The sequence below is a fragment of the Coprococcus ammoniilyticus genome (genome assembly GCF_025567345.1).
In the GTDB taxonomy this organism is placed as follows: domain Bacteria; phylum Bacillota; class Clostridia; order Lachnospirales; family Lachnospiraceae; genus Coprococcus; species Coprococcus ammoniilyticus.
Genome location: NZ_JAOQJS010000002.1, coordinates 411,421 through 432,039, shown reverse-complemented (window position 1 = coordinate 432,039; position 20,619 = coordinate 411,421). Strand labels below are relative to the sequence as shown.

Below are 20,619 nucleotides of genomic sequence, written 5' to 3'. Positions count from 1 at the left end.
GAATATCCTCCTTTTATAACAGGTTGATGAAGAATGTAATAACAAGGCTGTTGATAAAGTCTGCAAATAAACTGCCAACAAGCGGAATCAGGAGATAGGCTTTTACGGATGGCGAATATTTATCACAGATTGCCTGCATATTTGCCATGGCATTTGGTGTTGCCCCCATTCCAAAACCACAGGTTCCGGCAACCAGAACAGCAGCATCGTAGTCACGTCCCATGATGTTGAATTCAACAAAGTATGTGAACAGACAGATCAGAATAACCTGACTGGTCAGCAGGATAAATAATGGAAGAGCGAGAGATGCAAGCTGCCATAGTTTTAATGTGATCATTGCAATACCGAGGAACAGGGAGAGAGCAATACCGCCAAGGTCGTTGATCTCACCCATATGAATCGTGAACTTACCGGAATATTCACCGATATTTCGAATCAGTGCGGCTGCGATCATAGCACCGATGTAGATTGGAAAAGTTAACCCGGTTTTTGTCAGTAACCATGAGAATATCGTTCCGAGTCCTATTGCAAGGATCAATTGAAAAACAGCAGCTGCATACATATTTGTATGACGTTCATGTTTCTTTTCTTCTTCGATCAAAAGACTGTCATCTTCAGGCACAACCGTTTCTAACAGATTCTTCTTCTCAATCAGTCGTTTTCCGAGTGGACCGCCGATCAGACTTCCGGCAATCAAACCAAAGGTTGCAGCTGCAGTACAGATTGTGGTTGCACCGGATATGTCAAAGTCTTCCAGAACCGGACCGAAGGCACCTGCGGTTCCGTGTCCGCCGACCATTGGGATTGATCCGGTACACATACCAATCAGAGGGTCAAGTCCAAGGATCCTGGACATGCCGACAGCGAGTAGGTTTTGAAGTACGATCAGAGCAATAACAAGTCCCAGAAAGACCGCCAGTGATTTGCCACCGCTCTTTAAGACCTTCAGATTTGCCTGAAAACCTACAGAGGTAAAGAAGAATACCATACAGACTTCCCGTAGGGTATCATCAAAGGAAAATTCTGCCAATCCCGTACTGTAACAGATACAGGTGAAGATTGCAAATAAGAGTCCACCGATAACAGGAGAAGGTATACAGAATTTTTCCAGAAAGAAGATTCTTTTTTTCAAAAATGTTCCAAGCATCAACACAAGGACGGCAATCGCAAGTGTCTGATACATATCTAATTGAATTTTCATAATTACCCTTTCTTATGTTCAGAAATTATCGTACATCAACGGTAATCCCTTTTTCTTTGTAGTAAGCAGCAGCCCCTTTGTGAAATGGGATCGTGATGCCCTTTGTTGCTGCCTGTTCATTTAACTGCATATCGATCGAAAGTGAATATTGCAGATCATTTGCATGTTCAAACAGCAGCCTCGTAAGATCTTCTACAGTATCCTTCGATAAGTCGTTATCTGCAAGCATGACAGCCTGCACACAGACCGTTGATACATCCTCGGTCTGACCGGAATAGGTATTTGCGGGAATGGTAAAATCGGAGTAATACGAATAAGCAGACAATAGCTTATTTTTACAACTGTCGTTAAGTCCGATCAAACGGATATCACAGGTTCTTGTCAGCTCTTCAATGACCGTGGTCTGAATGCCTGCTGTAACAAAGAAAGCATCAATTTCACCGGAAACCAGGCTTTCGGCAGCATCGATATAGTCAAGGTTTGTGGTTGTGACCAGATCGTTATTCAGACCGGCAACCTCAAGGATCTGTTTTGCATTTCGTTCCGTACCGGAATCGGATGCTCCGATGCTTATGGTTTTTCCGGTCAGGTCATCGAGAGACTTGATGTTTGAATCTTTTTTTACAATGATCTGGCAGGCTTCCGGATACAGAGAGGCGATAGCGGAATATCCACTGATCGATTTCCCCGCAAATGTGCCTGTACCGTTTACTGCGTCGTCAATCATATCATTTTGTGCAATACAGAGATCAATGTAACCGTCGGCAAGCAGTCGTAGATTTGCCGCAGATCCGGCAGTCTTCTTTACTTCAATGCTGTAATCAGGGGCATCGTTGTTGACCAGACCGGCATAAGCATTTGCAAAGGTATAATAGATACCGCCGATATCCGCCGCACCGAATCGGATGGCGTCTTTTTTGCTGCTGCATCCTGTTCCGATAGTGGAAATAAGCAGGATCAGACAGAGAAAAAGTGCTGTTTTTTTCTTCATATTGATAAAATTTCCTTTCTAATGTATATATTTTTTCGTAAATATGGTAATATAGGACGGAATTGTTCTAAAGGTATGTCGAAAAATATAGACCTTTGGCTATTGTACAACAATTAGATACAAAATGGAACAGAAAAAATTAACCATTTGTGTTTCGAAACCATTTGTGCTAGAATGAGTTCGAAATGCCTAACTAAAGGGTACATAAATGGTCTGAAATCAAGGAGGAATGAAAGAAAAATGGAACAGTACAAACAGGAATTCATTGAATTTATGATCGATTGTAATGTATTAAAATTTGGAGATTTTACAACAAAGAGTGGAAGAAAAACACCTTTCTTTGTAAATACCGGATTTTACAGAACAGGGGCACAGTTAAAGAGACTGGGTGAGTTCTATGCGGAAGCAATCAACAGTGCGTTTGGTCTTGATTTTGATGTATTGTTTGGACCTGCATACAAGGGAATTCCGCTTTCAGTAGCAACTACCATGTCAATTGCAGAAATGTATGATGAAGACATCAAATATTGCTCAAACAGAAAAGAGATCAAGGATCACGGAGATAAGGGGATCTTACTCGGAAGCCCGATCTCAGATGGTGATAAGGTTGTTATCATTGAAGATGTAACAACAGCCGGAACATCAATTCAGGAGACTATGCCGATCATTAAGGCACAGGGAGATGTAGATGTTATGGGACTCGTTGTTTCTGTTGACCGTATGGAGCGTGGACAGGGCAAGAAGAGTGCACTGACAGAGATTCAGGAAGAATATGGTATCCAGACAACTGCTATTGTTACAATGGCAGAGGTTGTAGAGCATTTATATAATAAAGAATATAAGGGAAAAGTCATAATCGATGATAAGTTAAAGGCTGCGATCGATGCTTATTATGACATTTATGGCGTAAAGTAGAAACGGTTGGTAGAAAAATGAAACTAGGAAGAAATGATATCTGTTGGTGCGGAAGTGGAAAGAAATACAAATCCTGCCATTTGAACATCGACAGCAAACTGGAAGAAATGAAGCTAAAGGGATATAAGATCCCGACGAGAAGAATGATGCGTTCACCGGAACAGATCGAAGGAATCCGTGTGGCATCCAAGGTAAATACAGAGGTGCTTGATTTCATCACTCCATTTGTAAAAGAAGGAGTATCTACAGGTGAGCTTGATCGAAGAATCTATGAATATACGAAATCAATCAATGCAATACCTGCCTGCCTTGGATATGAAGGATATCCGAAGAGTGTCTGTATATCGATCAACGATGTTGTCTGTCATGGTATCCCGGATGAGAAAACAATCCTGAAAAATGGAGATATTGTCAACATTGACTGTACAACGAAATATAATGGATATTTTGGCGATTCATCCCGTATGTTCATGATCGGAGATGTTGATCCGGTCTGGAAGAAACTGGTAGAGGATACAAAGAAAGCACTGGATCTTGGAGTAGAAGTATGTAAGCCATATTCGACGATCGGTGATATCGGATATGCGATCAATACATTTGCCAAAGAGCAGGGCTATTCTGTCGTCCGTGAGATCGGCGGACATGGTGTGGGACTTGATATCCATGAAGATCCGTATGTCAGCCATATCGGACAGCCGGGCAAGGATTATGTGATTGCTCCAAGCATGACATTTACGATTGAGCCAATGATCAATCTTGGTGTGCCTGACGTATGGCAGGATGCTGACGATGGCTGGACAATCCGTACAGATGATGGCAAGCCATCTGCCCAGTGGGAATACACCCTTCTTATGACCGAGCACGGAATTGAGATTCTGGCCAAATAATACTTTCATATAATTATACAAAACACAGGGATTGCCCCTATACAGACCATAAGCCCCATTGTAATATGACATTTAGTGAAGGTTTCGTCGTGAAATGCATATTGCCAGTAAATACGAGCGCTTGTCTGAGCCAACGTTTAGTTGGCGAGTTAGCGCAGGAGTATTTACGAATCAGGCATATGCATTGAACAGAAACCGTAACGAGTCATTTATAATGGGGCTTATGGTCTGTATAGGGGCAATCCCTGTGTTTTATATTTTAAATGAATGGCATTATTTGGCCAGAATGCTTAAGATCTCGTTGCTTCTTGCGACGAACTTGGTCATGGCATCGGCAGATAATGGTCTGTTGGCAAGGACTGCCAGATCATATAACTGACAGCAGATGGTAGGAGTGTTCTCGCCATCCGGGTTGTCAAGGACATATTTGACCAGATTATTGTTGGCATTTAATACCAGTGTTTCACCCTTGCCGCCGAACATGGCAGGATCCATGCCCATACCGGCCATACCATACATCTTCATCATTTCCTGCATACGTCTGGATTCTTCGGATAAGGTCAGCATAGAAGATAAGTCTTTATTCTTTAATGCTTCTACCTTGATCGTGATATTTTCGACATCCAGTGCTTTCTTGAAGAGTTCGGTCAGCTTGTCGGTATAATCCTTTGCTGTTTCTTCGGATAATGATTCATCTACAAAATTATCGGACAGATCTGCATCGATTCTGTAGAAATGTACATTTTCATTTTTCTGTTCCAGAAGCGTGATAAATGGGCTGTCAATCGTCTGTGTCATGATTAGGGCATCCATGCCTTCCTCTTTGAACATGTTAATGTACTGTGACTGAGCAACTTCATCCGTAACATAGAAGACTTTGTTTTCGTATTTTTCTTTTCCGGCTTCCAGATATTCCGGCAGAGTCAGGTATTTGCCTTCCAGATTCTTGTAGATACAGAAGTCTTTCATCTTCTCTAAGAATTTCTCATCCTTTAAGCAGCCGAATTTGATAAATGGGTTGATGTCATCCCAATATTTCTCATAATCTTCTCTGTGAACCTTATACATACCGGATAATTTATCGGCTACCTTCTTTGTGATGTAATCGGAGATCTTCTTAACAAATCCATCATTCTGCAGAGCACTTCTGGATACGTTCAGCGGAAGATCCGGACAGTCGATGGTACCTTTTAACAGCATCAGGAATTCAGGGATAACTTCTTTGATATTATCAGCTACGAATACCTGGTTGTTATACAACTTGATCGTTCCTTCCAGATTATCATACTGGGTATTGATCTTAGGGAAGTACAGGATTCCTTTCAGGTTAAATGGATAGTCCATGTTCAGGTGGATCCAGAACAATGGATCTTTGTAATCATGGAATACTTTATGATAGAAGTCTTTGTATTCATCGTCTGTACAGTCATTTGGATGCTTGGTCCAGAGAGGTGTTGTAGTATTTAAAGGCTTTGGTGCTTCTTTTTCTTTCTTTTCGGCAGCATCCTTTGTTTCATCGGTTTCAGCAGTAGCTTCTTCCGATGCTTCAGCTTTGGTTGCCTTTTCTTCTTCGTCTTTTGCAGGGGCATCTGCATTTGTAAAGTAGATTTCTACAGGCATGAAAGAGCAGTATTTGTCGATTACTTCTTTGATGCGGTATTCATTTGCAAATTCATAGCTGTCTTCATTCAGATACAGGGTGATAACAGTACCTCTGGTTTCTTTGTCGCCTTTATCCATGGAGAAGTCTGTTCCGTTCTCACATTCCCAATATACAGGTTCTGCGTCCTGTTTGTAGGAAAGGGATTCGATCGTTACCTTATCGGCAACCATAAATGCGGAGTAGAAACCGAGTCCGAAATGACCGATGATCTGTTCCTCTGTTGCCTTGTCCTTGTACTGCTCAAGGAAAGCAGCAGCACCGGAAAATGCAATCTGATTAATATACTTTTCGACTTCTTCAGCAGTCATACCGATACCATTATCAATAAACTGTAAGGTCTTGTTGTCCGGGCTTGCGATCACATCGATACGATAAGGTTCGTCCGGTTCGTCAAATTCGCCCATCAGAGATAATTTCTTTAATTTTGTTACAGCATCACAGCCGTTTGAGATTAATTCCCTGACAAAGATATCATGGTCGGAATACAGCCATTTCTTGATGACAGGGAAAATGTTTTCGCTGTTAATTGATAAACTTCCTTTTTTCATAAAAATGCATCTCCTTATATAAATTCTATATTATTCCAGTTGTCAGAACAAATCGGAATACGCAAATATCTATATATGTGTAATGCGAGAAATATCTGCCCTATCTGTTCTGTGTTATCACTAACAGGTATCATAAATCAGAAAAAAATAGAAGTCAAGACAAAATTAGCACTCAAATATGTTGAGTGCTAATAATTCATAAATATTTTATGGTTTATTTAGAAATTAGTGCTGTAACAGGTGGTTAAAAGATCTGATTCTGTTTAAAAAAAGCAGATACATTTGCATCCCAGATGTTTGCAAGTGTTTTATCCATGGAGAAAATGTTCATGGATGCCATCGTTGTAAGTGAGATCTTTTCTCCATCAAAGTAGATGTTTAAAGACAGATTTGCAATGTCGGATGTCGTGAGATTCAGATGGTTCTGTTCAATGATCCGGTTAATGTTCGCGTCCGATAAGATCAGCACGATCTTGAAGTTTAATGGGAGTTTATTGCCCTTGATGACATTGAAGATATGATGTCTGACAGCCCCCCATGTCGTATAAGTATTTGAAGTCATTTCTTCCAGTTCTTCCGTATCAAAAAAAGATGGATTCAGTCTGCCGTCAATCGTATAAGAAACGTCGGAACGGACATAAGCTTCCACCAGCAAAAATGTGTCAAAGACCGGTTCCATCAGAAGCTTTTTAACGAAGTTCTTTGTTTCAGTAATTTCTATATTAAGCATATGCAGCTCTTACCTCCCTGCCATAAACAACGGATCGCGATAAAATGATGCTTTTAGTTTACAGGAAAAGAGGAAAGGTTGCAATCGGAAATCTGAAAACAGTCGGATGAGAAAATCCATTTGTTGAACTTTAGCGGGAGGTGTGTTAGTATTTTTACAGATTTATAAAAATATGGGAGGTTTTGAAATGGCAGAGATTATATGGAAGGATCGCAAACGTATATTTTTCGGATTACCATGGACATTTACAAAGTACAGCATATCAGAGGATCGGTTATTTATCAGTACGGGGTTCTTCAGTGTGAAAGAAGATGAAGTACGACTTTATCGCATCATGGATGTTTCATTGGAACGTAAATTATGGCAGAGAATGTGCGGACTTGGAACGATCAAATGCTGTTCCGCAGATAAGACAATGGGAGATTTCGAGATCAAGAATATCAAGAAGTCCAGAGAGGTCAAGGAAATGTTATCAAATATGGTAGAAGATGAACGTACCAAAAAGAAGGTTTCCAGCCGTGAGTTCATGGATCATGAAAGCGATGAATTCGACGACTACAACGAATACGACGACCACGATACATATTAAGAGGGACGATCAAAAGTGCGTTGTTGCTTTATATGATAGTAGCTTGCTTTGATCAGTAATGTAAGATCGTATCTGGTTGTTCAGCAAGAGGGATGCGTTGACAATTAAATGAGAACTGATATTACATATTATTCCGCAAGACGCTTCCGCTCTACCTTCGACGTAGTGGTACATAAGGCTGCAAAAGACGCAGCCTAAGTACCAACGCTCAGGCAGGCTTGCTTCATAATAGTAATATCAGTTCTCATTTTAAATTATAAGGTAAAGTGATTGCTGAACAACCAGATACGATCTTTTACGATATGAAAACAAGATACCATGATATAAAAGCAACAACGCACTTTTGATCTGTCAGTGGAATCAAGTATCGAAGTAGACTATATCTTATCATAGACAGACAGGGAACCCTGCATACCTTTATGGAGCAGACCTTTTTTCACGTCGGTTCTTAACGAGTCACCGAAGGTGAGAAGTTTAGTACCGTTACGTGAAAAATAGAACGCGAGTGTTCTGCGGAATAAAGGGTATGCAGGGTTCTCTGTCGTTCGGTGATCAGATATTCTCGGCTATCTTGGTGACGCCAACGTAGATTTGGGAGACTTTGTACCAGGTGGAGTAGTCGGTGATGCCGGTAACGGGCAGATCGAAGATCTGCTGAAAGCGTCTGACGGCATCGGCAGTGGCAGGTCCATAGATGCCATCGGCGGCGACCGTTGGTATGGACGGATAATTCTGTGCGATACGATTTAACTGCTCCTGAAGCTGACGAACCTTGTCACCGGTTGCACCGATTGACAGATCGTATCCCGGATAAGAGGATGGAATACCGGCAATGGTTTCGGCAGAGTTGATATAAATGGAATCGCCATAGTAGTAGCGTAAGATCTCTATCGCAGACAGTCCCTGATCGGCAAGATGCTTGGAACCCCATTGGGTCATCCAGTTTGGACAGGTGACCCGTTTCCCGTCACAGTATTGTGTAAAGATCGGTTGGGTGACACCCGGCCTTGATAGATAATTGGCAAATTGTTCATCAACGATACGGGAGATATTTTTATATATAGTCTTGTTATAGATCCATTTCTGATCGTAAGCGGTTGAAGATGTGATCGTAAAATCGTATCCCTTTCCACGATACCATTCTGTATAGACACGGTTTAAGGTGAAGGACATAATTGCAAGGATGTTGGCTCGCAGAGAAGCATCCGGCCATGTGGAGTAGATTTCATTTGATGCAACATTCTTTATGTAGTCTTTGTAAGGTACATAGTAGTCGATTGCAGTTGGGTCAGAAGGTGCTCCATCATGAACCACGATGGTTTCCGGAATCACGACACGGCTCAAGACGATCTCGCCTGTCTCTGCAACTGTTTTAATCTCATCCTCAGCAATCTTTGGCGGATATTCTTCCCAGAGGGTATGAGCACCGATCACCGTTGGGTTATAGCTCGATTGGTCAGTGTCAGAAACACGCAGTTTAACTGCCTGAATGCCCTTTTCGTCGGTAAACATCTGTACACCGGAGATGATACGTGGTTCAAATCCGGGTGCATTGATTTTCAGATTGTATTCGGAATATGGCTGGTTGTCAGATGGTTCCATGCTGTATTCCAGTGGCGGAGTTTCAAGGGTGATGCCATCGATGATACCGTCGCTGTCTGTTTGCAGTTCCTCTATAACTTCATCCGGAGTTCCGGTTGATGCGACAGAAACGACCGCACCGGTTACTGGATATGCAGTCTGTTCCGAGATGATCCTGATTTTTAATGTTCCGTTATTGTTTCCATTTGCCATTTTAGTAATCCTGAATTATAATCTGTTTATTATATGAGACAAAATCATATTTCATGCCAATAATACTTTATCAATGCAGAAGCAGGAAAGAATGTATGTTATGCGTGGTGTAATGATCGTTTAGAAGATTTAAACGACAGAAACAAGTGTTATGCATGGTATAGAATGATGAGGTATATGAAAAAAGAATTTATTGAAAAGTAATATAAAAGGAAAGAAACGACAGGAGGTTTCACTATGGCATATTTTCCAATGTTTATCAATCTGGAAAACAAAAAAGTAATCGTACTTGGCGGAGGAAAGACCGCACTTCGAAAGATTAACTCTCTGATAAAGTTTGACTGTAAGATTGCAGTTATCGCACCGAGGATCTGCGATGAGATCAAGGCAGTACCGGGAATCAGTGTACATGAGTCGAATATGACATTAGATGCGCTTGATACGGCAGATATGGTAATTGCAGCGACTAAGAGGGATGATGTAAATGCTAAGATCGGAAAGTATTGTAACGAACATAATATTCCGGTCAATGTAGCAGATAACAAGGATGTCAGCAGCTTCCTGTTCCCCGGAATTGTTATGCGTGAAGACCTGGTGATAGGGGTCACAACAGGAGGCTACAGTTCAAATGTAGCAAAGGAGATCCGTAATATGATCGAGAAGCTGATTCCTTATGAGTATGGAACCTTGACCAGAAAGATGGGAGCATACCGAGAGATTGCGTCCATTAATATCAAGGATGCTTATTTAAGGGAACTGGCACTGGATGAGATCATCAAACAGGCAATCAGCAATAAGTATATGATCGATGACCGAAAGGCAAATAAGATTCTGGATCGTTATGCGAAGGAAGATGAGCTGAGAGCGAAGGGCATGCGATAAAAAATACTTGCATTTTCCTTATAACGTGTTATAATCTTGTTTTAGTAAGATTATGGTAACTATTAAGAGTGGGTTTTGGCCCACTCTTAGTTTTTGTAGAAAGGTGGTATTGCTACGAAGAAAACAGATATTGAAGCAAAAGCAACAGAGATGGTTCTGCCGATCATTGAAGCAAATAACCTTGAACTGGTTGATGTGGAATATGTAAAAGAAGGCAGTGATTATTATCTGCGGATCTATGCAGATAAAGAAGGTGGAATAACGATCGGAGATTGTGAGATCGTGAACAGAGCCATGAGTGATCTGCTGGATGCAGATGACTTCATTAAGGATGCCTATATTCTGGAGGTCAGCTCTCCGGGGCTTACAAGACCATTAAAGAAGGAAAATGACTTTAAACGGAGTATTGGCAAGATCGTAGAGATTAAGACATATACCAAGATCGATAACTGTAAAGATTTTGAAGGTGAACTTACAGCGTATGATGAAGAAACAGTTACCATTTTGACAGAAGATGAGAAAGAACTGAAGATTGCAAGAAAAGATATATCGATGATAAGACTTGCATTTGTATATTAATAAAAGAAGCGGGAGGATAAAAAAGTGTCAGAAATTATCGAAGCATTAAATCAATTAGAAAAGGAGAAAAACATCAGCAAGGATATTCTGCTGGATGCGATCGAAAGATCCTTAAAGGCGGCCTGTAAGAAGGACTTTGATACCGATGAGAATATCGATGTTGTTATGGATCGTGAGACCGGTGAGTTTCATGTATATGCGAAGAAAGAGGTTGTAGAAGAGGTTGAAAGACCTGCGACACAGATTTCTCTGGAAAAAGCTAAGATGATGAATTCCAAATATGATCTCGGAGATATCATCAACATCGAGATCACAACAAAGGATTTCGGAAGAATCGCAGCACAGAGAGCAAGAAATGTAATCGTTCAGGCAATTAATGAGAGCGAAAGAGATGCGATCTACGATCACTTCTATACAAAAGAGAAGGATATCATCACAGGTATCGTTCAGAGATATGTTGGAAACAACATCAATGTCAGTCTGGATGATAAGACAGAAGCAATATTAAAAGAGTCTGAGATGGTTCCCGGCGAAGTATATAACAGAGGTGACCGTATCAAATTATATGTAACAGAAGTAAAGAAAGGCTCCAGAGGACCTAAGATCACAGTATCCAGAACACATCCTGATCTGGTAAAGCGTTTATTTGAAAAGGAAGTAACCGAGATCGCAGACGGTACAGTAGAGATCAAGAGCTCCTGCCGTGAGGCCGGTTCTCGTTCCAAGATCGCTGTTTATTCTCATGATGAGAATGTAGATCCGGTAGGTGCATGTGTAGGTGTAAATGGAAGCCGTGTTAACAACGTAGTAGAAGATCTGAACGGTGAGAAGATCGATATTATTTGTTGGGATGAGAATCCGGCAATCTTCATCAAGAATGCATTAAGTCCATCAGAGGTTATTGCAGTTGATGTAGATCTGAATGAAAAGAGCGCATTTGTCGTTGTACCGGATTATCAGTTATCACTTGCAATCGGTAAGAAAGGTCAGAATGCAAGACTTGCTGCAAAGCTGACAGGATATAAGATCGACATTAAGAGTGAGTCACAGGCAGAAGAGATGGGATATTTCTCAGAAGAAAATGATGACTACGAAGAGCCGGAGCAGGAAGAAGCATTTGACAATATCGACGATATCGTTGATGGTTCTTATGAAGAATCTCTGGAGCAGCAGGATGCAGAAGAAGTAAAAGAAGACGAAGAATAAAATGAAGTTCTGACCGGGTACCATGCCGATTGGAACGGAGATAAATATATAAGCATAGGAAGTGATGTTATGGCAAAGAAGATACCGCTCAGACAGTGCCTTGGTTGTAATGAGATGATACCGAAAAAAGAACTCATCCGTATCGTGAAGGATAATGAGAATAATTTTGCGATCGACCTGACCGGCAAGATGAATGGACGGGGGGCATATATATGCCGTAAGGCAGAGTGCCTGAAAAAAGCTATGAAGAGTAAATCTCTGGAACGCTCATTCAAGATGCAGATTCCAAAAGAGGTTTATGAGAAACTGGATAAGGAGTTAGAGGCAATTGAACAGTAAGAAGATTTATTCCATGATTTCCTTATGTGCAAAGGCTGGAAGGCTGGTAAGCGGAAACTTTTCAGTAGAAAAGGCCGTAAAAAACGGAAGCGCATGTGCCGTGATCGTGGCATGTGATGCAGCCCATAATACAAAGAAACTATTTGATCAAAAATGTAATTTTTATGAGATTCCATATTTTGAATTTGGAGACAAAGACAGTCTGGGAAAATTCGTTGGAAAAGAATTCCGGACGTCGATCGCGATCTTAGATGAAGGATTTGCGAAACAGATCATAAAATACATGAGTTTGAGTGAAAATATGGAGGTGTAACTTTTGACGAAACTGAGAGTACACGAATTGGCAAAAGAGCTGAATATAAGCAACAATGAAATCAAAGCAATCCTTGGCAAAAATGGTATCGAGATCAAGAGCCATATGTCGGCTGTTGATGAGAATATGATCAATATCGTTAAGAAGGCATGCGGAACCGGTACAAAGAAAGCAGATGCGCCGGCAGCAAAGCCTGTACCGGAAAAGAAGTCGGAGGACGTAAAGGCGGCAAAGACAGCACCGGAAAAGGTTCAGAAAGAGATTTCTGTAAAAGAAGAGCCTAAGAAAACGGCTGTAAGAAATGATCGACCGGCTACAGGGGAAGCGAATAAGCCGAAACAGGGTAAAGATGAGGGACATACGAGATTTGTCAGAGATGACAGAAACAGAAATAATTCCGACAGACAAAATAATGAGAGAGTAAGATTTAACAATAGTGAGCGTATGAATTCTGATAAGACAAGATTTGGCGACAAGCAGGGAAATGACAGACCAAGATATAACAACGACAGAAATAACGGTGACCGTGTAAGATTTACAAATGGTGATAGAAATAATTCTGACAGACCGAGATATAATAATGACAGAAACGGTACTGACAGAAACAATTCCGACAGACCAAGATACAACACTGACAGAAATAACACTGACAGAAATAACACTGACAGACCAAGATACAATAATTCCGGCGACAGAAATAATTCTGACAGACCGAGATTTAACAATGACAGAAATGGTCAGGACAGAGGAAGATTCTCAAACAATGGCCGTGGTGGTCAGGATCGTGGCAGATTTTCCGGAAATGGAGATCGTCAGGGCGGCTTCGACAAGCCGAAGTTCGGTGACAGACCGGATAACAGAAACAATCGGTTCAACAATAATAGAAACAATACTCCGATGGGATTTGGCAAGGATGACGAGGATGATAATAATAACAATCAGAGAAGAAGTCCAAAAGCAAATACCCGTAAGGATTTTGAAGCAAAAGAGATGCCGGGCAAAGATTTAAAGAGCCAGAACAGAGACAATTATAACAGAGATAAGAATAAGCCTCGTAAGGGCAACAGAAGATCTCCGGAAGAGGTTGAGGCAGATATCAGCAGACTGGCTAAAAATGTCAGAAACAAGCATCATCAGCCGCAGCAGCCACAGCAGCAGGCAGAGGATAAGGAAACGATCCGTACGATCACACTTCCGGAAGTTGTAACGATCAAAGAACTTGCAGACATTATCAAAGAGCCTGTAAATGCGTTGATCAAGAAGCTCTTCCTTGCAGGTAAGATGTATAACGTGAACTCTGAGTTAGACTTTGAAGCAGCAGCAGAGATCGCGTTGGAATATAATTGTATTGCTGAAGAGGAAGAAAAAGTTGATGTGATCGAGGAGCTCTTAAAAGAGGATGAAGAAGACGAGAAGGATATGGTTTCCAGACCACCTGTTGTCTGCGTTATGGGTCACGTTGACCATGGTAAAACATCCCTTCTTGATGCGATCCGTAAGACAAATGTAACATCAGCCGAGGCCGGTGGTATCACACAGGCGATTGGTGCATCTGTAGTAGAGATCAACGGACAGACGATCACATTCTTAGATACACCTGGACATGAGGCGTTCACAGCTATGCGTATGCGTGGCGCACAGTCTACCGATATTGCTATCCTTGTTGTAGCAGCAGATGATGGTGTTATGCCACAGACGATAGAGGCTATTAACCATGCAAAGGCAGCCGGTATCGAGATCATCGTTGCGATCAATAAGATCGATAAACCAAGTGCAAATATCGAGCGTGTAAAGCAGGAGCTTACAGAATATGAACTGATCCCTGAGGACTGGGGCGGATCAACGATCTTCTGTCCGGTTTCCGCACATACAGGTGAAGGACTGGATAACCTGCTTGAGATGATCCTGTTAACTGCAGAGGTTCTTGAGTTAAAGGCAAATCCAAACAGAAATGCCCGTGGTATCGTAATCGAAGCAGAGCTTGATAAGGGACGTGGCCCTGTTGCAACTATGTTAGTGCAGAAGGGTACACTTCATGTAGGAGATTATCTTGCAGTCGGATCTTCCCATGGTAAGGTTCGTGCAATGCACAATTCAAAGGGTGTCCGTGTAACAGAAGCAACTCCATCCACTCCGGTGCAGATCCTTGGTCTGGATACAGTTCCATCAGCCGGTGAGATCTTTATGGCAGTTGATAATGAGAAAGAGGCAAGACAGATTTCTGAGACATACATTTCGCAGAGCAGAGTGAAGATGCTTGCTGAGACGAAATCCAGAATGTCACTGGATGATCTGTACAGCCAGATCCAGGCAGGTAATGTCAAGGAACTGAACATCATTATCAAAGCTGATGTACAGGGTTCTGTAGAGGCTGTTAAGCAGAGTCTGTTAAAGCTTTCAAATGATGAAGTTGCAGTAAAATGTATCCATTCCGGTGTTGGTGCGATCAACGAGTCAGATATCATTCTGGCATCCGCATCCAATGCGATCGTAATCGGTTTCAATATCCGGCCGGATGCAAGAGCAAAAGAGACAGCAGAGACAGAAGGTGTAGATGTTCGTTTATACAGAGTCATCTACAATGCAATTGAAGATATTGAGTCTGCAATGAAGGGTATGTTAGATCCTATCTTTGAAGAACAGGTAATTGGTCATGCAGAGATCAGACAGACCTACAAGGCTTCCGGTGTCGGTATGATCGCAGGTTCTTATGTATTAGATGGTATCATCAACCGGAATTGCAGCGTAAGAATAACCCGTGAAGGAAATCTGATCTACGAAGGCAAGATGGCTTCCTTAAAGAGATTCAAGGATGATGTGAAGGAAGTTAAGTCAGGATTTGAATGTGGTATTGTTCTTGAGAACTTTAATGACATTCAGGTAGAGGATCAGATTGAAGCATATCAGATGGTAGAGGTTCCAAGAAAATAATGAGAAAGAACAGTGTAAAAAATACAAGAATTAATGCAGAGGTTCAGAGAGAACTCTCACGGATCATCAGCAGAGAGATCAAGGATCCCCGCATTAATCCGATGACATCCGTAGTAGAGGCGGTTGTAACACCGGATCTGAAATATTGCAAGGCATACATCAGTGTCCTTGGAGATCAGGATTCCGTAAACTCCACACTGGAGGGACTGAACAGTGCAATGGGATTTATCAGAAGAGAACTTGCACATTCCATTAATCTCAGAAATACACCTGAGATCACATTTATCATGGATCAGTCGATCGAATACGGTGTAACAATGTCCAAAAAGATTGATGATGTTGTAAAAGACATCGAAGATGATGAGGATGATACAGAAAATGAAGAATGATTTTCTTACCATGATCGAGCAGGCAGACACGATCGCTATAACCGGACATGTACGTCCGGATGGCGACTGTGTAGGCTCAACGGTTGGATTATATAATTATATCATCAGCAATTATGATAAGCAGGTACAGATCTATCTGGAGGAATTCTCCAAGGATTTTCTCTTTTTACATGATGCAGATAAGATCAGTCATACACCGACAGATCAGGTCTATGATCTGTGTATTGCGGTGGATTGTGGTGATAAGGAAAGACAGGGAGATTTTCTTCCAATCTTTGAACATGCGAAGCATACAATGTGTGTGGATCATCATATCTCCAATCCGGGATTTGGTGAGGTATGCTATGTGGATGCAGAAGCGTGTTCCGCGGCAGAAGCACTTTATAAGCTGATGGAACAGGATAAGATTAATAAGAATGCTGCCGAAGCACTCTATATGGGAATTGTACATGATACAGGCGTATTCAAACACAGCAATACAACAAAGAGTGCGATGAGTATAGCGGGTGATCTGATCGAAAAGGGTGCAAATCCGTCATTTATTATAGATGAAACCTTCTATAAGAAGACATTTGTCGCAAATAAGCTGCTTGGAATCGCTCTGACAAAAGCAGAGCAGCATGCAGATGGCAGGATCATCAGCACAGTGCTTGAGACAGAGGATTTCCGAAAAAGTGGTGCAGGCAAGATCGATACGGATGGTATTGTCGATCAGCTTCGGATCACAGAGGGAACGGAAACGGCGGTATTTATCTATCAGACGGGAGAAGATGAATACAAGATTTCACTTCGGTCGAATAATATCGTTGATGTAAGCAGGATATCCTGCAATCATGGCGGCGGTGGTCATGTTCGTGCTGCAGGTTTCAGCATGCAGGGAGATATCAAAGAGATCCTTGCCGGTGTGATAGAGGAGATTAAGGAACAGTTATGCTAGACGGCTTTTTAAATGTATACAAGGAGCAGGGCTATACATCATTTGATGTAGTAGCCAAGCTTCGTGGTATTTTAAAACAGAAGAAGATCGGTCACACAGGCACACTTGATCCGATGGCGGAAGGTGTGCTTTTGGTGTGTCTTGGACAGGCAACAAAATTAAGCGAAATGCTGATTGATAAGGATAAGACATACCGCTGTGTCATGCTGCTCGGAAAGACAACAGATACAGAGGATGTAACAGGAAAAGTCCTTACAGAGACAGCAGATATCCCGGACGAAGCATCGGTAATAGAAACGGTAAACAGCTTTATCGGTACTTATGACCAGATACCGCCGATGTATTCGGCTATCAAGGTAAACGGCAAAAAGCTCTATGAATATGCCAGACAGGGAATTGAGATCGAACGGAGTCCGAGAGAGGTAACAATCTTTGAGGTAAAGATAGAGGATGTGTCGCTTCCAAGGGTTACATTTACCATACATTGTTCCAAGGGAACGTATATCAGAAGCTTATGCCGGGATATCGGAGAAAAGCTTGGCTGCGGAGCAGTCATGGAGAAGTTGGTCCGTACTGAAGTGAAGAACTTCAGGGTTGAAGACAGCCTGACACTTGCGGAGATCGAGCAGGCGAGAGATCAGGGAACGATCGCTTCATATGTAATGAAGAAAGAACTGTTGCTGCCGGAGTATCCGGAGCTTCATATCGGTACAGATGAATATGCAAGAAAGCTGTTAAGAAATGGAAACAAACTTCAGCTGTCCCAGTTTGCGGAAGCTGTGAGCCCGGAAACGGTTACAGATGTTCCGGGTATCCGTGTCTATGATGAAACGGACAGCTTTGCAGCAATATACCGATATGAAAAGGAAAAGAGCATCTGCCGGCCGGTAAAGATGTTCCCGAAGAATGCAGAGACAGATAGATGATAGGATAGAAGACAATGCAGCATTATTTTAATCAGAAAGATATACAGATCAATACAGAAAAAGGTTCCGTCGTTGCACTTGGCAAGTTTGACGGTTTTCATCAGGGTCACAAGCTGCTGCTTGACGAGGTGCTTCGTTTACAGAAGGATGGATATACCGGAGTCGTATTTACCTTTGATATTCGTAAAAATTCGATCTTTGATGTAGATAAGCTTCAAAGCATCATAACCTCGGAAGAAAAATGTATGCTTGCAGAACAGATGGGAATCGATGTACTGGTGGAGTATCCGTTTGATGATGCATTTGCATCGATGGAACCGGAAGCTTTCGTAACGGATATCCTTGTAAAAAGGTTACATGCAGGATATGTAGTCGTAGGAACCGATTACGGATTCGGAAAAAAGAAACGCGGGAATGTAGAGCTTCTGCGGAAGATGGCCGGCGAATACGGCTATCAGGTGATCGTGATAGAAAAGAAAAAGATCCATGATGTCATTGTAAGTTCCACTTATATCAGAATGTTGATCAGTGAGGGAAAAATGGAAGAAGCAGAAACATTCCTTGGCAGACCTTATTTTCTGTCCGGTCATGTAGTGCATGGCAGAGAGCTTGGCAGGACGATCCAGGTTCCAACGGCAAATCTGCTTCCAAAGCATGGGAAAATCTATCCGGTGACGGGTGTTTATGCATCAAGGATACATCTGGAGGACGGCAGGGTCTGTTATGGGATTACGAATATCGGAGACAATCCGACGGTGAATACAGATCGCAGGGTAACGATCGAGACGCATATCTTTGATTTTGATGAGGATATCTATGAACAGAAGCTGGTCGTGGAATTGTTATCCTTTATTCGCGGAGAACAGAAATTTTCGGGTGTTTCAGAATTAAAAGCACAGATGCTTGCAGATATGGAAGTGGCAAAACAGAGGATATTCGGGTAAAAATTAATTTGTCAAGATATTTTACTTGACAACGATGCAGACATGGTATAGAATAACCCATGGTAAAGGGAAAATACTTTACAGGCGGTGATCGTATGGAGAAAATAGTCAGACAGTCTTTATTATATGATTTTTATGGAGAGCTTTTGACGGAGCATCAGAAAGCAATTTATGAAGATGTGGTCAATAATGATATGTCCTATTCCGAGATTGCCAGAATGAATCAGATCAGCAGACAGGGTGTCTATGACATGATCAAGCGCTGCGATAAGATCTTGGAAGAATATGAAGATAAGTTACAGCTTGTTGACAAATTCATGAAAGCGAGAAAGCAGGTCGAGAAGATGAAAGACTGCATTTCGGAGCTGATGGAGGAGAATCGGGATGACAGGCTGAATTCGAAGATAGAAGCAATCGACCGGTTATCGGATCGGATACTGGACGAGTTTTAGTAGATGAGTGTTAGGAACGAAGGGAGATATTCATGGCTTTTGACAGTTTATCTGACAAGCTTCAAAATGTTTTCAAGAAACTGAGAAGCAAGGGTGTTCTTACAGAAGATGATGTAAAAGAGGCAATGAAAGAAGTAAAGCGTGCTTTACTGGAAGCCGATGTAAACTTCAAGGTTGTTAAATCATTTATCAAAGCTGTAAGTGACAGAGCTGTTGGTGAAGAAGTCCTTAAGGGCTTGAATCCCGGACACATGGTCATTAAGATTGTAAAAGAAGAGATGGATAAGCTGATGGGTTCTGATGTAACAGAGCTGAAATTACTTCCGTCAAATGAGATTACAGTCATTATGATGTGCGGTCTTCAGGGTGCCGGTAAGACAACAACGGCTGCAAAACTTGCATATCAGTTTAAGAATAAAGGCAAGAAACCATTGTTAGTTGCCTGTGATGTATACAGACCGGCTGCGATCAAGCAGCTGCAGATCAATGGTGAAAAGGTTGGTGTGCCTGTCTTTACGATGGGAGATAATCATAAGCCGCTTGATATTGCCAAGGCTGCGATTCTGCATGCAGAAAAGAATCATATGAATCTGGTATTTATCGATACTGCCGGACGACTTCATGTAGATGAAGATATGATGGATGAGCTTGCGGAGATCAAGGAAAATATTAATGTTACATATACAGTTCTTACCGTTGATGCGATGACAGGACAGGATGCTGTCAATGTTGCAACGACATTTAACGATAAGATTGGTATAGATGGTGTGATCCTAACGAAGTTAGATGGTGACACCAGAGGCGGTGCGGCACTTTCCATTAAGGCTGTTACCGGAAAGCCAATCCTGTATGCAGGAATGGGTGAGAAGCTGACAGATCTGGAACCATTTTATCCGAGCCGTATGGCGAGTCGGATCCTGGGAATGGGTGATGTGGAATCGCTGATCGAGAAAGCACAGAATGCGATCGATGATGAGAAAGCGAAAGAGATGGAACAGAAGTTCCGGAAAGCATCCTTTGATTTCAATGATTTTATGGAACAGATGGATCAGCTTGAGAAGATGGGTGGAATCGGAGATCTGCTCTCCATGATGCCCGGAATGTCCAGTCAGATGAAGAATGTACAGATCGATGAAGATGCAGGCAAGAAGCCGAAGGCGATCATTCAGTCCATGACACCGAATGAGAGATGTCTGAAGGATCCGATCTCACCATCCAGAAAGAAACGTATTGCAGACGGTGCGGGCGTTCAGATCGCGGAAGTTAATCGTTTCTTAAAGCAGTTTGAACAATCCAAGAAAATGATGAAGCAGATGTCCGGTATGATGGGTGGCAAGAAACGCCACGGTGGATTCAAGCTTCCGTTTGGATTTAAATAAATTTTTATATTTTATATTTTATTT

20 protein-coding genes are annotated in these 20,619 nt (G+C 41.9%); 15 read left to right on the top strand and 5 right to left on the bottom strand.

Annotation, left to right across the window (positions count from 1 at the left end; translation table 11 throughout):
* Nucleotides 1-13: 13 nt before the first annotated feature.
* Complete coding sequence (gltS, locus tag OCV60_RS04450) at nt 14-1,201, bottom strand: sodium/glutamate symporter (RefSeq protein WP_008400636.1); 1,188 nt, start codon at nt 1,199-1,201, stop codon at nt 14-16.
* Between the two features lie 25 nt (nt 1,202-1,226).
* Entirely contained in the window at nt 1,227-2,192 is a 966-nt protein-coding gene (locus tag OCV60_RS04445) for a TAXI family TRAP transporter solute-binding subunit (protein ID WP_262529501.1), read from the bottom strand.
* Nucleotides 2,193-2,432: 240 nt separating this feature from the next.
* Between OCV60_RS04445 and pyrE the strand changes: the two genes are divergently transcribed.
* The gene (gene pyrE, locus OCV60_RS04440) at nt 2,433-3,107 is read left to right on the top strand and encodes an orotate phosphoribosyltransferase (RefSeq protein ID WP_044944879.1); all 675 of its coding nucleotides are present in this window, start codon (nt 2,433-2,435) and stop codon (nt 3,105-3,107) included.
* A 17-nt stretch (nt 3,108-3,124) separates the two neighbouring features.
* Entirely contained in the window at nt 3,125-3,994 is an 870-nt protein-coding gene (locus tag OCV60_RS04435) for a methionyl aminopeptidase (protein WP_008400640.1), read from the top strand.
* Nucleotides 3,995-4,267: 273 nt separating this feature from the next.
* Here the strand turns inward: OCV60_RS04435 and htpG are convergent, their stop codons facing one another.
* Both htpG and OCV60_RS04425 read right to left on the bottom strand, forming a co-directional pair.
* Entirely contained in the window at nt 4,268-6,205 is a 1,938-nt protein-coding gene (gene htpG, locus OCV60_RS04430) for a molecular chaperone HtpG (RefSeq protein ID WP_117784778.1), read from the bottom strand.
* 244 nt (nt 6,206-6,449) lie between these two features.
* Nucleotides 6,450-6,935, bottom strand: coding sequence for a DUF5721 family protein (locus OCV60_RS04425; RefSeq protein ID WP_021943984.1), 486 nt, complete (start codon nt 6,933-6,935; stop codon nt 6,450-6,452).
* 187 nt (nt 6,936-7,122) lie between these two features.
* On the opposite strand from OCV60_RS04425, the gene OCV60_RS04420 reads away from it, so the two are divergent.
* Nucleotides 7,123-7,524, top strand: a complete 402-nt coding sequence (locus OCV60_RS04420; RefSeq protein ID WP_262529499.1) for a PH domain-containing protein — start codon at nt 7,123-7,125, stop codon at nt 7,522-7,524.
* A 552-nt stretch (nt 7,525-8,076) separates the two neighbouring features.
* On the opposite strand, the gene OCV60_RS04415 is transcribed toward OCV60_RS04420, so the two are convergent.
* On the bottom strand, nt 8,077-9,318 hold the full coding sequence (locus OCV60_RS04415; RefSeq protein WP_262529497.1) for a peptidoglycan-binding domain-containing protein: 1,242 nt from the start codon (nt 9,316-9,318) through the stop codon (nt 8,077-8,079).
* A gap of 237 nt (nt 9,319-9,555) precedes the next feature.
* Here OCV60_RS04415 and OCV60_RS04410 point away from each other — a divergent pair, with 237 nt between their 5' ends.
* The 12 genes from OCV60_RS04410 (at nt 9,556) to ffh (ending at nt 20,595) form a co-directional block, all read left to right on the top strand.
* Nucleotides 9,556-10,200, top strand: a complete 645-nt coding sequence (locus OCV60_RS04410) for a precorrin-2 dehydrogenase/sirohydrochlorin ferrochelatase family protein (RefSeq protein ID WP_021943981.1) — start codon at nt 9,556-9,558, stop codon at nt 10,198-10,200.
* A 129-nt stretch (nt 10,201-10,329) separates the two neighbouring features.
* The gene (gene rimP / locus OCV60_RS04405) at nt 10,330-10,779 is read left to right on the top strand and encodes a ribosome maturation factor RimP (protein ID WP_262529551.1); all 450 of its coding nucleotides are present in this window, start codon (nt 10,330-10,332) and stop codon (nt 10,777-10,779) included.
* A 24-nt stretch (nt 10,780-10,803) separates the two neighbouring features.
* Nucleotides 10,804-11,985, top strand: a complete 1,182-nt coding sequence (nusA, locus tag OCV60_RS04400) for a transcription termination factor NusA (RefSeq protein ID WP_021943980.1) — start codon at nt 10,804-10,806, stop codon at nt 11,983-11,985.
* Between the two features lie 69 nt (nt 11,986-12,054).
* Complete coding sequence (rnpM, locus tag OCV60_RS04395) at nt 12,055-12,324, top strand: RNase P modulator RnpM (RefSeq protein WP_008401017.1); 270 nt, start codon at nt 12,055-12,057, stop codon at nt 12,322-12,324.
* A 13-nt stretch (nt 12,325-12,337) separates the two neighbouring features.
* Entirely contained in the window at nt 12,338-12,637 is a 300-nt protein-coding gene (locus OCV60_RS04390; protein ID WP_008401016.1) for a L7Ae/L30e/S12e/Gadd45 family ribosomal protein, read from the top strand.
* Between the two features lie 3 nt (nt 12,638-12,640).
* On the top strand, nt 12,641-15,568 hold the full coding sequence (gene infB, locus OCV60_RS04385) for a translation initiation factor IF-2 (protein ID WP_021943978.1): 2,928 nt from the start codon (nt 12,641-12,643) through the stop codon (nt 15,566-15,568).
* Nucleotides 15,568-15,957 carry a 30S ribosome-binding factor RbfA gene (gene rbfA, locus OCV60_RS04380; RefSeq protein WP_008401014.1) on the top strand — a complete coding sequence of 130 codons (390 nt, stop codon included), beginning with the start codon at nt 15,568-15,570 and terminating at the stop codon, nt 15,955-15,957. Before infB ends, rbfA begins: the two co-directional genes overlap by 1 nt.
* Nucleotides 15,947-16,894, top strand: a complete 948-nt coding sequence (locus OCV60_RS04375; RefSeq protein WP_262529489.1) for a DHH family phosphoesterase — start codon at nt 15,947-15,949, stop codon at nt 16,892-16,894. The genes rbfA and OCV60_RS04375 overlap by 11 nt, the downstream gene beginning before the upstream one ends.
* Nucleotides 16,888-17,820, top strand: coding sequence for a tRNA pseudouridine(55) synthase TruB (gene truB, locus OCV60_RS04370; RefSeq protein WP_021943976.1), 933 nt, complete (start codon nt 16,888-16,890; stop codon nt 17,818-17,820). Before OCV60_RS04375 ends, truB begins: the two co-directional genes overlap by 7 nt.
* Nucleotides 17,821-17,834: 14 nt before the next feature.
* Nucleotides 17,835-18,764, top strand: a complete 930-nt coding sequence (locus OCV60_RS04365) for a bifunctional riboflavin kinase/FAD synthetase (protein WP_021943975.1) — start codon at nt 17,835-17,837, stop codon at nt 18,762-18,764.
* A 95-nt stretch (nt 18,765-18,859) separates the two neighbouring features.
* The gene (gene ylxM, locus OCV60_RS04360; RefSeq protein ID WP_021943974.1) at nt 18,860-19,216 is read left to right on the top strand and encodes a YlxM family DNA-binding protein; all 357 of its coding nucleotides are present in this window, start codon (nt 18,860-18,862) and stop codon (nt 19,214-19,216) included.
* Between the two features lie 32 nt (nt 19,217-19,248).
* Nucleotides 19,249-20,595 (top strand): signal recognition particle protein, encoded by a 1,347-nt coding sequence (gene ffh, locus OCV60_RS04355; RefSeq protein WP_008401009.1) that lies wholly within the window; start codon nt 19,249-19,251, stop codon nt 20,593-20,595.
* Nucleotides 20,596-20,619 lie beyond the last annotated feature (24 nt).

Bases quoted from the DNA above. Each gene is read 5' to 3' on its own strand.
- gltS (WP_008400636.1), bottom strand. From the start codon at position 1,201: ATGAAAATTCAATTAGATATGTATCAGACACTTGCGATTGCCGTCCTT.
- OCV60_RS04445 (WP_262529501.1), bottom strand. From the start codon at position 2,192: ATGAAGAAAAAAACAGCACTTTTTCTCTGTCTGATCCTGCTTATTTCC.
- pyrE (WP_044944879.1), top strand. From the start codon at position 2,433: ATGGAACAGTACAAACAGGAATTCATTGAATTTATGATCGATTGTAAT.
- OCV60_RS04435 (WP_008400640.1), top strand. From the start codon at position 3,125: ATGAAACTAGGAAGAAATGATATCTGTTGGTGCGGAAGTGGAAAGAAA.
- htpG (WP_117784778.1), bottom strand. From the start codon at position 6,205: ATGAAAAAAGGAAGTTTATCAATTAACAGCGAAAACATTTTCCCTGTC.
- OCV60_RS04425 (WP_021943984.1), bottom strand. From the start codon at position 6,935: ATGCTTAATATAGAAATTACTGAAACAAAGAACTTCGTTAAAAAGCTT.
- OCV60_RS04420 (WP_262529499.1), top strand. From the start codon at position 7,123: ATGGCAGAGATTATATGGAAGGATCGCAAACGTATATTTTTCGGATTA.
- OCV60_RS04415 (WP_262529497.1), bottom strand. From the start codon at position 9,318: ATGGCAAATGGAAACAATAACGGAACATTAAAAATCAGGATCATCTCG.
- OCV60_RS04410 (WP_021943981.1), top strand. From the start codon at position 9,556: ATGGCATATTTTCCAATGTTTATCAATCTGGAAAACAAAAAAGTAATC.
- rnpM (WP_008401017.1), top strand. From the start codon at position 12,055: ATGGCAAAGAAGATACCGCTCAGACAGTGCCTTGGTTGTAATGAGATG.
- OCV60_RS04390 (WP_008401016.1), top strand. From the start codon at position 12,338: ATGATTTCCTTATGTGCAAAGGCTGGAAGGCTGGTAAGCGGAAACTTT.
- rbfA (WP_008401014.1), top strand. From the start codon at position 15,568: ATGAGAAAGAACAGTGTAAAAAATACAAGAATTAATGCAGAGGTTCAG.
- OCV60_RS04375 (WP_262529489.1), top strand. From the start codon at position 15,947: ATGAAGAATGATTTTCTTACCATGATCGAGCAGGCAGACACGATCGCT.
- truB (WP_021943976.1), top strand. From the start codon at position 16,888: ATGCTAGACGGCTTTTTAAATGTATACAAGGAGCAGGGCTATACATCA.
- OCV60_RS04365 (WP_021943975.1), top strand. From the start codon at position 17,835: ATGCAGCATTATTTTAATCAGAAAGATATACAGATCAATACAGAAAAA.
- ylxM (WP_021943974.1), top strand. From the start codon at position 18,860: ATGGAGAAAATAGTCAGACAGTCTTTATTATATGATTTTTATGGAGAG.
- ffh (WP_008401009.1), top strand. From the start codon at position 19,249: ATGGCTTTTGACAGTTTATCTGACAAGCTTCAAAATGTTTTCAAGAAA.